Here is a 9,994-nt window from a genome sequence, read left to right on the forward strand (position 1 = left end):
GGCACGACCCGCGCCACGGCAAGATCCAGGTGATGTCGGCCGCCGAGGTCGAGACGCGCGAATTCCCGAACTGGACGAAGGCCTATATCGGCCGCTCGCCGAGCTGGGAGAAGGCGCTCGGCTGGATCAAGGACGACACCCACTTCGCCCCCGACGAACGCTGCGACCGGCTGTTCAAGATCGTCATGGAAATGGCCTACGACGCCGAGCTGTCGCCGGACCGGACATTCGCGGCGCCGGGCAAGAGCTGAGGGCGGGCGGACGCGGCCCGCATTCTCAGAGCCTGACCGGACATGCGGACAGCAAAGGCTTTCATAAGCCGTCCGATCGACGATGAGTTTCGTCATGGCCGGGCTCGTCCCGGCCATCCACGCCTTTGCATGTTGTTTTCGCCGCAAGGCGTGGATGCCCGGCACAAGGCCGGGCATGACGGGTTGAAACGAAGGTGCTCGAGTTCATTGCCCGCATGTCCAGTCGGGCTCTGAGGAGCACGGCCTCACCCGCGCGGGCTCTGGGCGCGGAGGTAGTTCAGCATCCATTGCGCAGCAGGGCCGAGCGGACGGGCGGCGAGGTGCGCGGCGGTCATCACCAGCTGCGCGGTGCGGTCCTCGAATTCCATCGGCTGGATCAGCTTGAGCCGGCCGGCCTCGACATCGTCCGCCACCAGATGGGTCGGCATGCTGCCCCAGCCGAGCCCGGCCAGCAGCATCGCGTGCTTGGTGCCGAGATCGGCGAGCCGCCAGGTCTGCGTCGACAGCACGCCGTAGTCGCGGCCCTCGGTGAGCGCCGAACGATCGGTCAGCACGAGTTGCACATGGCGGCGCAGCACGTCGGTCGGGATCGGGCCGGCGATCGCGGCGAGCGGATGCCCCTGCGCCACCACCGGCAGCAGCTGCACGGTGGACAGCGTGGAGCGCTTCAGATCGGGGTGATCGCTGAACGGCTCCGGCACCAGCCCGATCACGCAGGTGCCGTTCAGCACCAGCTCGGCCGAGGCGCCGAGCGACTGCACGAAGATCCGCGGCGGCACGGTGGGGAAGGCGTCGGTGAAGGCGCGCAGCGCATCGACCATGCGCGGCATCGGAAACATCGAGTCCAGCACCAGGGTCAATTCCGACTCCAGGCCCCCGGCCAGGCTGCGGGCCTGATCGCGAAACGCCGCCGCCTCCTCGGAAATCCGCCGCGCCCGCGCCAGCAGCGCGCGGCCGGCCTCGGTCAGCACCGGCCGATAGCCGGAGCGATCGAACAGCGCGACGCCGATCTGCTGCTCCAGCTTCTGCACCCCATAGGTGACGGCGGACTGCGCCCGCCGCAGCCTGCGGGCGGCGCCGGAAAAGCTGCCTTCATCCGCCACGGTGAGCAGGAGCTGGATCTGGTCGAGGGTCAGGCCGTCATTCATCATCGAAATTTTAGATGAAGAACCGCAAAACTTCATCTCTTTCTTCGGCCGGCCGCCGCTCTTAAGTCAGGGGGACAGCCAAACTGGAGGATGCACATGATCCAACGACGCCTGCTGTTTCCGATCCTGGCCGCCGCCCTGGTGGCCGCGCCCGCCGTATTCGCCGAGACCGCGCCGAAGGCCGCCAAGGCCCAGGCGGTGAAGACCGAGCCGGTGAAGGTCGAGAGCGGCGCTTACGCGATCGACCCCGACCACACCCAAGTCGGCTTCGTGGTGTCGCATATGGGCTTTTCGGATTTCCGCGGCCGGTTCGGCGACGTCTCCGGCACGCTGCAGCTCGACGGCGCCAACCCGGCCAAGAGCAGCTTCGACATCAAGCTGCCGACCGCCTCGGTGAACACCCCGGTCGACAAGCTGACCGAGGAGCTGAAGGCCGCCGACTGGCTCGACGCCAAGGCGAATCCGGAGATCCGCTTCACCTCGCAGAGCGTCAACGTGACCGGGCCGCGCCAGGCCAAGGTGACCGGCGAGCTGACGCTGCACGGCGTCACCAAGAAGGTGACGCTCGACGCCCGGCTGCACGGCGCCGGCGTCAATCCGCTGAACAAGAAGGTGACGGTCGGCTTCGATCTCACCGGCACGATCAAGCGCAGCGAGTTCGGCGTGACGAAATATGTGCCGTTGATCAGCGACGAGGTCGGCCTCGAGATCAGCGCCGCATTCGAAAAGCAGAACTGATCGCTTTCGACGTTCCGCGCCCGCCGCATCCGGCGGCGGGCGCCTCTCCCCTCGTCTCAGACAAGAACCCGCCCCATGAGCACTTCGCTGCCCGATCCCCACCTCGACCAGCTGTTCGTCCAGGCCCGCACCCACAATGCGTGGACCTCCAAGCCGGTCACCGACGACACCATCCACGCCCTGTATGACCTCGTGAAATGGGCGCCGACCGCAGCCAACAGCAATCCGGGCCGCTTCGTGTTCGTGCGCAGCGCCGAGGCCAAGGCGCGGCTGCTGAAGAGCGTCGCGCCGGGCAATGTCGACAAGGTCAAGGCGGCGCCGTGCTGCGTGATCGTGGCCTACGACACCGAATTCCACGACCTGTTGCCGCAGCTGTTTCCCGCGCGCGACATGCGCAGCGGCTTCGTCGGCAAGCCGGAGCTGATCACCGAGACGGCCAAGCGCAACTCGGCGCTGCAGGGCGCCTACATGATCCTCGCCGCCCGCGCGCTCGGCCTCGACGCCGGTCCGATGTCCGGCTTCGACCACGCCGCGCTCGATGCCGAGTTCTTCCCCGACGGCCGCTGGAAGTCGAACTTCCTGTGCAACATCGGCTACGGCGACGCCGAGAAGCTGTTTCCGCGCAACCCGCGTCTCGCCTTCGAGGAAGCCTGCCGCGTGCTGTGACGCGGCCGCTCAACATCACTTTCAATCAGGGAGATTACGACGATGCCCCGTCAACCCTCCATCTTCCTGTCGCACGGCGGCGGCCCCTGCTTCTGGATGGAGCCGCCGCGGCGGTTTGGGCCGCACGCTTATGACGGATTGCGCGTCTATCTGTCCGGCGTGCTGCCCTCACTACCGGCGCGGCCGCGCGCGATCCTGATCGTATCCGGCCATTGGGAGGCGGCGCTGCCGACCGTCAGCACTTCGGCCGCACCATCGATGCTGTTCGATTACTACGGCTTTCCCGAGCACACCTACCGGCTGAGCTATCCGGCGCCGGGCGATCCGGCGCTGGCCAAACAGGTGCAGACGCTGCTCGGCAACGCCGGCATCGCCACCGCCACCGATGCGGCGCGCGGCTTCGATCACGGCGTGTTCGTGCCGATGCTGATCGTCGATCCGGAGGCGCAGATCCCGGTGGTGATGCTGTCGCTGCAGCAGGACCTCGATCCGGTGCAGCATCTGGCGATCGGCGCCGCGCTGGCGCCGCTTCGCGACGACAATGTGCTGATCATCGGCAGCGGCAACAGCTTCCACAACCTCTCGACCTTTTTCGACGGCCAACAGGCGGAGTCGGAAGCGTTCGATCATTGGCTCACGGAAGCCGCGACCGCGCCCAACGCGGCGGTCCGCAACGACCGCCTGGCACATTGGGCCAGCGCCCCCGGCGCCCGCGCCTGCCATCCGCGCGAGGAACATCTGATCCCGCTGATGGTCACCGCCGGCGCCGCCGGCCCCGACCAAGGCCGCCGCGTGTTCCACGACGCCATCGGCAACAAGCGGATCTCGGGCTACGCGTTCGGGTGACGCAGCAAGTCATTCCGGGGCACGCGCGCCAGCGCGTGAGCCTGGAATCTCGGTGCAGGCAAATAACAATGGTCCGTCATCGCCCGCGCAGGCGGGCGACCCAGTATTCCAGAGCGTTCGTGCCGATCACCAGCTCTCTGGGATACTGGATCCCCGCTTGCGCGGGGATGACGTCAGAAGCGAACGGTCGCCCATGATGGACGGCTTCGCGCGTAAGCAGAACACTGCGAGATTCCGGGTCTGCGTGCTGTCGCACGCATCCCGGAATGACGGCGGGTGGAAAGGCGCACGCGTGGCTCCACCAAGTCATTCCGGGGCGCGAGCGAAAGCTCGCGAACCCGGAATCTCGATCGGACGAACTACGCGCCCCGCGGCGCCCAGACATGCACGCCCCAGACGCCTTTGTGCGCAGGCGGGGTGCCGAGATAGCGCAGCGTCGGCATCTCGTCGAAGATCCGGCGCTCGCGCGGATTCTTGTAGATCACGTAGTAGTCGGCGCGGCGCAGCTTCAGTAGATTGTCGCGGACCCGCGCCATGATCTGGTGCGCAAACGGGTTGAACAGATACAGCACGAACGGATCGTCGGGGAACGCGTAGCCGCCGGCGTCGCCGTGCACGATCGAGATCGTCCTGAATCCGGCCGCCGCCGCGTTGGCCTTCGCGGTCTGCGCCAGCTCGTCGGCGAATTCGACGCCGACGCAGGATTTGAAGCCGAGCTCGGCGGCGATGATCAGCATCCGGCCCTTGCCGCAGCCGAGATCAACGAAGCGATAGGCGCGCGGATCGAGCCCGACAAACGCCAGCGCGTCGCTGAGCACCGACGGATCGCTCGCCTGATAACGCTCGCCGAAGCTGCGGCTGTCGTGAGGGATGGTGAGCCCGTGCAGCTCGACGGTGGAGCGGGTGTCGGTGCCGTATTTGGCGTCCCAGTCGATCCGGCCGGCGCGCGCCGTGTCACGCCGGGTGAGCAACTCCCAGAACCTCGAGAATGACATCGCCTCGCTCCCGGCTCGTCAGCGTTTGGTCGATGTTGCGTAGGCCAGCGGCGGCGCTACGCTAATCGGCGGGCGGCGGGATGTCGCTTGATTTCGCGCAAATCGCGGAAAGCGCGCGCGATCAACCTCGGGGAATCTATGCCGGAGCCAAGCGACAGCGCGCGAACCTTGCGCGACGCCAACGGCTGGACCGCGATCGGCGGCCAGGCCGGCTCCAATGCCGGCGGCCTTTATGCCGACGCGGATGGCCGCGCCTGGTACGTCAAAACCCCGCCGAGCGACGATCACGCCCGCAACGAAGTGCTGGCTAATCGCCTGTATCGGCTCGCCGGCACCAACGTCGCCGAGGTCGAGCTGGTGACGCGCGGCGGAGGCTTGGCGATTGCGAGCGCGATGCTGCGCGGCGCCTCGCTCGGCGAAGCGCTGGCCTATCCGGAGAACGGCGTCGCCGCCGAGGTCTGCCGCGATTTCGCGGTCGATGCCTGGCTCGCCAATCGCGACGTGCTCGGCGTCGACCTCGACAACGTGCTGGTCACCCGCGACGGCGGCGTGGTGCGGATCGACCAGGGCGGCGCGCTGGCCTATCGGGCCCGCGGCGCGCGCAAGACCGACTTCGGCGCCGAGGTGATCGAGTTCGACACCCTGCGCGATGCCCGCGCCAATGCGGTGGCGGCCAGCGTGTTCGGCGCGATGACCAAACATGCGCTCGCGGCCTCCGTCGCCAAGGCGGCGCGGCTGACCGAGCCGGCGATCTCTGCGGTGGTGCAAGATGTACTCGGCAACACCGACGAGGCGCGCGCCTTGGCTGCGTTGCTGCTCGCGCGGCGCGACGATCTGATCCGCCGCGTCGCCGCCAGCGGCGCCACGCCGGCGATCGCCCGCGTCGGCGCGTTCGACACCCTGGAGGAATGATGGCGCCGCTGCGCACCAGCCAGACCCATCCGCTGCAGATCGCCGAAGTGCGGGCCGGGCCGAACCATGGCCGCATCGGCATCACCTTCTGCCCCGGCAAGCACGATCATTCGGCACTGACCGGCGGCTGGGCTCGCGATCTCGCCGCCGATCTCGATGCGATCCAGGCGTGGGGCGCGCAGCTGGTGCTCACGCTGGTGGAGCGGCGCGAACTGGAGCTGTTGAAGGTGCCGGAGCTCGGCGCCGAGGTGGAGCGCCGCGCGATGCAGTGGCTGCATCTGCCGATCCCGGACTATCACCCGCCGACCGCGGAGTTCGAACGGCGCTGGGAAACCGAGGGCCGCCTGATCCGGCAGCGGCTGCGCGCCGGCGACGACGTCCTGGTGCATTGCAAGGGCGGACTCGGCCGCGCCGGCATGATCGCGGCGCGGCTGCTGGTCGAACTCGGCGTGCCGCCGACCACCGCGATCGCGCAGGTGCGTGCCGCGCGCGGCCGCGGCGCGATCGAGACCAGCGCGCAGCAGGCAGTGGTCGAGCGGGCGCAGCCGATCGCGTGATCGCGGACGGCGCGCATCCGCCGCAGCGGCGTTTTTCCGCAGCGCGTGACCGTGTCAAAGACGCTTCACGCCCGATCCGCTAGATGCGCCGCTTCAAGGCGCAAGCCGCGCCGCAACCGGATTCCCTCCATGAACGACCTGCCGCCGCCCAACCCGCCGATGCCGCTGATCCGCAAAGGCTTCCAGCTGATCGAGAACGCCTTCCTGCTGCTGATCGGCACCTTCGCCGTGGTGGCGATGACGCAGGAAGTCTACGAGACCGTGCTGAACGTCCGCGTCACGCTGAAAGAGCTGCTGCTGATGTTCATCTATGTCGAAGTGATCGCGATGGTCGCGGTGTACTACGAGAGCAAGAAGATCCCGATCACGCTGCCGATGTTCATCGCCATCACGGCGATCTCGCGGCTTTTGATCCTGCAGGGCAAGGACCAGCCGGCCGAAAACCTGTTGTACGAGAGCGGCGCGATCCTGATCCTGGCGTTGGCCTGCGCGGTGATTTCCTACCGCCCGCCGCGGCACAGCCACCACGAGCACGGCCATGGCCATGCTCAGTCCAGGGCGCCGCATCAAGGCTCGGACCAGCCCGCTCCGCCCCCGAAATGATCGGCGGATTTGTCCGTTCCGTACGAGAGGCACTGTCCGGCATGAACCGGACACAGGTCAGTGTCATGTCAAGTTGACAAGGGGCACTGTCACGATAATGTGACTGCGCGAGAGAACGCCGTGATCGACAACGCCCCTCCGGGATCGGAGCGGCACCGAAAGCGGAGGTCTCAACCGGAAGCGAATGGTTCGGATGATTGCGCGACAGTCCTGAGGGGGTCTTCGCGGATTGGTCAGACGGACTAGGCGACCCGGTCGCTGCTAGCGGCACTTTACGCGTGCGAACAGCACGCAATTGATCGAAGTCTCTCAGGAGGTTTTACAATGGCAGACGATCTGAACAAGGTCTGGCCGACCGGTCTGACGATCGCGGAGTCGGAAGAGCTCCACAAGCATGTGATCGACGGCACGCGCATCTTCGGCGCGATCGCCATCGTCGCGCATTTCCTGGCGTATGTTTATTCGCCCTGGCTGCACTAAGGAGTATCGAACATGAATCAAGGTCGTATTTGGACCGTCGTGAACCCGGGCGTCGGCCTGCCGCTGCTGCTCGGCAGCGTCACCGTCATCGCGATCCTGGTGCACTTCGCTGTTCTCAGCAACACCACCTGGTTCCCGAAGTACTGGAACGGCGCCACCGTCGCCGCCCCGGCCGCTGCGCCGGCGCCGGCTGCTCCGGCCGCCAAGAAGTAAGCTTCTTACTTCTTCGAAGCTGACAAGACACCCGTCGTGGCCCCTCGTGCGGAGGTCCCGGCGGGTGTTTTGTTTTTGGCGGCCTGAAGGCCGCAGCATGCCGCGACGACACAGTGATGACCGCAGCATGTCACCCCCGCGTCTTGATCGCCCCGAGTCCCATCCGCCGTTTGCGCGCATGACGCGTAGCCAGTGACTCGCGACGGTTGAATTCACACGCGAACGGCACCGCAGATCGCGGCCACGTCAACAACCTGCGACACCGCTTTCGCGCCGGTCTGGATTTGCTCGAAATTTGAACGTGTCGAGGCTGCGGCGGAATCACGTTTGTGATTGTGCCGCAAGGGTTTTTCGATTCATGACGGCTCCGTAAGGTCGCGGAAAAATCGTCTCCGTCACTGCAACTTCATCGCCGCTCCGCACTTGGGCCGCATTGGCCCGACAAGGTGCGCGCCGTAACTGAAGGAGACGACGATGACTGCCAACGAACCGCCGAAGTTCGATCCCGAATACGTCGCGACGCTGCGCGAAGTGCTCGATATCGCGGTCGAGCAGATCGCAGCGGAGCACCGCACTCCGGCCACCAAAGCGATGATGGCGCAAATCATCGTACAGAACGCCGCCCGCGGCATCACCGACGCCCACGAACTGGTCGATGACGCCGTCCGCGCCGGATCGATCGGCGCGCCATAATCCAATCGTCAAACCTCACCCACCCACGCGCCGCGGCCCCCGCGGCGCGTTTTGATTCGGGGGATAGTGATAGAACGTCAAACGCGGCCCTCACCACCCGCCGTCATTCCGGGATGCGTGCGAGAGCACGCAGACCCGGAATCTCGCAGCGTTCTGCGTACCGCGCGAAGCTGTGCATTCTGGGCAACCGCTCGCTTTTGACGTCATCCCCGCGCAAGCGGGGATCCAGTATCCCAGAGAGCTGGTGATCGGCACGGAGGCTCTGGAATACTGGATCGCCCGCCTGCGCGGGCGATGACGACTGTTGTTATTTGCATGCGTCGAGATTCCGGGTTCGCGAGCTGCGCTCGCGCCCCGGAATGACTCGGGGAGAAGCCCGAGCAGTGAACGAACGCCACGCGCGCCCTCTCCACCCGCCGTCATTCCGGGATGCGTGCGAAGGCACGCAGACCCGGAATCTCGCAGTGTTCTGCGTGCGCGCGAAGCCGTCCATCGTGGGCGACCGCCGGCTTCCGGCGTCATCCCCGCGCAAGCGGGGATCCAGTATCCCAGAGAGATGGTGATTGGCACGGAGGCCCTGGAATACTGGATCGCCCGCCTGCGCGGGCGATGACGGGCGTCGTTATTTGCCGGCGTCGAGATTCCGGGTTCGCGAGCTGCGCTCGCGCCCCGGAATGACTCGAGGAAGCAGCGAACGCCACGCGCGCCCCTCACCACCCGCCGTCATTCCGGGATGCGTGCGAGAGCACGCAGACCCGGAATCTGGAGATTGTAGCGAAGCAAGATGCAGCGGGCGTGCGGCCGGCGCCGCGCGATGCGACCTCGAGATTCCGGGTTCGCTCGCTAACGCGAGCGCCCCGGAATGACTCTGTAGGTCGAACGGCAACTTGAAGGAATGGAAGCGCGCAGGCCCCCCGCGCCACAAAAGCGCGGGTGCCCTAACGTCCTAACTACTCGCCCCAGGCCTTGAAGGCGTCGTTGAAGGCGCGTTCGCCGGGGCCGCCTTTTTCGATGGCGATGATGGCGCGGCGGCCGTTGCTGTAGACGATCGGCACGTCGAACCAGGAGCGCTCCTTGAGGAGCTGCAGGTTGCGGGCGCGGTCGGCTTCGACGTTGCTGAGGCCGACCAGGAAGAATCCGTCGGTGACCTTGACGGCGAGCCCAGCGAGCGGCGTGCCGCGCGACTGCTCGTTCGACTTCATCAGGATGCCCGGCACGTTGGAAACGCCGCCGCCGGGGAAATCCGCCGGCAGGATGAAGGTCAATTCCGCGGTGTGGCTCGCCGGCAGCGAGGTGTCGGTGTTGCGGCGGAACGACATCGTCATCTTGAACGCCCGCTCGGGCACCTCGATGTCGGCGCGCACCGCAATGTCGGCGCCACCTTTGTTGCTAGCACCCTTCACCTGCTCGGTCTTCCACACCACCGTGCCGACGTACTGCTTGCCCTTCGGATCGTTCGGATCCTCGTCATACAGCACGACGCGCTGCGCCACCGGCGCAGCCTGCTCGGTCGACGGCTGGCCGACCCGGTCGGTGATCTTCGGTCGCTCGGTCGACGGCGCCGGAGTCGCGGGCGCAGCGGTCTGAGTCGAGGGCGAGCGCATCATCGACATCAGGCTCGACACCACGCCCGGTCCCCACACCAGGCCGGCACCGATCAGCATCGCCACCACGCCGATCACCAGCGCGGTGCGCAGCGGGAATTTCGACGGCTTGCGGCTGCCCTTCAGCTTGGGCTCGGCCGGGATACGTGAAGCGGCGGGCGGCGGCGTGTAGCGCGCCGCCTCGTCGGGCGATTCGTCATAGGAGTACGGCGCGTCCGGATCGGAGCGGTTCTCCATGGTCGGCTCGAGCCGGTCGAATTCCGGCGACGGCGCGACATTGGCGTAGGT

The 9,994-nt window shown here is 66.7% G+C and carries 11 protein-coding genes and 2 pseudogenes; 10 read left to right on the forward strand and 3 right to left on the reverse strand.

Features of this window, described 5'->3' with window-relative positions; all coding sequences use genetic code 11:
* A pseudogene (locus DYI24_RS13950) lies at positions 1-251 on the forward strand (BLUF domain-containing protein); the annotation flags it as partial.
* Positions 252-496: 245 nt separating this feature from the next.
* Here DYI24_RS13950 and DYI24_RS13955 read toward each other — a convergent pair.
* Positions 497-1,399 carry a LysR family transcriptional regulator gene (locus DYI24_RS13955; protein ID WP_234820020.1) on the reverse strand — a complete coding sequence of 301 codons (903 nt, stop codon included), beginning with the start codon at positions 1,397-1,399 and terminating at the stop codon, positions 497-499.
* Between the two features lie 96 nt (positions 1,400-1,495).
* Between DYI24_RS13955 and DYI24_RS13960 the strand changes: the two genes are divergently transcribed.
* The 3 genes from DYI24_RS13960 (at position 1,496) to DYI24_RS13970 (ending at position 3,649) form a co-directional block, all read left to right on the forward strand.
* A complete protein-coding gene (locus DYI24_RS13960) occupies positions 1,496-2,137 on the forward strand; it encodes a YceI family protein (protein ID WP_164572715.1) in 642 nt (213 codons plus the stop codon).
* 75 nt (positions 2,138-2,212) lie between these two features.
* On the forward strand, positions 2,213-2,803 hold the full coding sequence (locus DYI24_RS13965) for a malonic semialdehyde reductase (RefSeq protein ID WP_107345871.1): 591 nt from the start codon (positions 2,213-2,215) through the stop codon (positions 2,801-2,803).
* A gap of 42 nt (positions 2,804-2,845) precedes the next feature.
* Positions 2,846-3,649 (forward strand): DODA-type extradiol aromatic ring-opening family dioxygenase, encoded by an 804-nt coding sequence (locus DYI24_RS13970; protein ID WP_164572716.1) that lies wholly within the window; start codon positions 2,846-2,848, stop codon positions 3,647-3,649.
* Positions 3,650-4,008: 359 nt separating this feature from the next.
* Here DYI24_RS13970 and DYI24_RS13975 read toward each other — a convergent pair whose 3' ends face one another.
* Complete coding sequence (locus tag DYI24_RS13975) at positions 4,009-4,644, reverse strand: class I SAM-dependent methyltransferase (RefSeq protein WP_164572717.1); 636 nt, start codon at positions 4,642-4,644, stop codon at positions 4,009-4,011.
* A 168-nt stretch (positions 4,645-4,812) separates the two neighbouring features.
* Here DYI24_RS13975 and DYI24_RS13980 point away from each other — a divergent pair, with 168 nt between their 5' ends.
* The 6 genes from DYI24_RS13980 to DYI24_RS14005 all read left to right on the forward strand — a co-directional run bounded on the left by DYI24_RS13980 (position 4,813) and on the right by DYI24_RS14005 (position 8,102).
* The gene (locus DYI24_RS13980; protein WP_246701255.1) at positions 4,813-5,556 is read left to right on the forward strand and encodes a type III effector HopAG1; all 744 of its coding nucleotides are present in this window, start codon (positions 4,813-4,815) and stop codon (positions 5,554-5,556) included.
* Complete coding sequence (locus DYI24_RS13985; protein WP_107345875.1) at positions 5,556-6,113, forward strand: cyclin-dependent kinase inhibitor 3 family protein; 558 nt, start codon at positions 5,556-5,558, stop codon at positions 6,111-6,113. Before DYI24_RS13980 ends, DYI24_RS13985 begins: the two co-directional genes overlap by 1 nt.
* A 129-nt stretch (positions 6,114-6,242) precedes the next feature.
* A complete protein-coding gene (locus DYI24_RS13990; RefSeq protein WP_164572719.1) occupies positions 6,243-6,716 on the forward strand; it encodes a phosphate-starvation-inducible protein PsiE in 474 nt (157 codons plus the stop codon).
* Between the two features lie 324 nt (positions 6,717-7,040).
* Positions 7,041-7,196, forward strand: coding sequence for a light-harvesting antenna LH1, beta subunit (gene pufB, locus DYI24_RS13995; protein WP_022721374.1), 156 nt, complete (start codon positions 7,041-7,043; stop codon positions 7,194-7,196).
* A 12-nt stretch (positions 7,197-7,208) separates the two neighbouring features.
* Positions 7,209-7,409 (forward strand): light-harvesting protein, encoded by a 201-nt coding sequence (gene pufA / locus DYI24_RS14000; protein ID WP_107345876.1) that lies wholly within the window; start codon positions 7,209-7,211, stop codon positions 7,407-7,409.
* Positions 7,410-7,883: 474 nt separating this feature from the next.
* Entirely contained in the window at positions 7,884-8,102 is a 219-nt protein-coding gene (locus DYI24_RS14005) for a hypothetical protein (protein WP_107345877.1), read from the forward strand.
* Between the two features lie 950 nt (positions 8,103-9,052).
* Here DYI24_RS14005 and DYI24_RS14010 read toward each other — a convergent pair.
* Positions 9,053-9,994: pseudogene (locus tag DYI24_RS14010) on the reverse strand (hypothetical protein); the annotation flags it as partial.

The sequence above is a fragment of the Rhodopseudomonas sp. BR0C11 genome (assembly GCF_010820945.1).
In the GTDB taxonomy this organism is placed as follows: domain Bacteria; phylum Pseudomonadota; class Alphaproteobacteria; order Rhizobiales; family Xanthobacteraceae; genus Rhodopseudomonas; species Rhodopseudomonas palustris_H.

Coding starts and splice junctions, on each gene's coding strand:
- DYI24_RS13965 (WP_107345871.1), top strand. CDS start 2,213: ATGAGCACTTCGCTGCCCGATCCCCACCTCGACCAGCTGTTCGTCCAG.
- DYI24_RS13975 (WP_164572717.1), bottom strand. CDS start 4,644: ATGTCATTCTCGAGGTTCTGGGAGTTGCTCACCCGGCGTGACACGGCG.
- DYI24_RS13970 (WP_164572716.1), top strand. CDS start 2,846: ATGCCCCGTCAACCCTCCATCTTCCTGTCGCACGGCGGCGGCCCCTGC.
- DYI24_RS13960 (WP_164572715.1), top strand. CDS start 1,496: ATGATCCAACGACGCCTGCTGTTTCCGATCCTGGCCGCCGCCCTGGTG.
- DYI24_RS13955 (WP_234820020.1), bottom strand. CDS start 1,399: ATGAATGACGGCCTGACCCTCGACCAGATCCAGCTCCTGCTCACCGTG.
- pufA (WP_107345876.1), top strand. CDS start 7,209: ATGAATCAAGGTCGTATTTGGACCGTCGTGAACCCGGGCGTCGGCCTG.
- DYI24_RS13985 (WP_107345875.1), top strand. CDS start 5,556: ATGGCGCCGCTGCGCACCAGCCAGACCCATCCGCTGCAGATCGCCGAA.
- DYI24_RS14005 (WP_107345877.1), top strand. CDS start 7,884: ATGACTGCCAACGAACCGCCGAAGTTCGATCCCGAATACGTCGCGACG.
- DYI24_RS13990 (WP_164572719.1), top strand. CDS start 6,243: ATGAACGACCTGCCGCCGCCCAACCCGCCGATGCCGCTGATCCGCAAA.
- pufB (WP_022721374.1), top strand. CDS start 7,041: ATGGCAGACGATCTGAACAAGGTCTGGCCGACCGGTCTGACGATCGCG.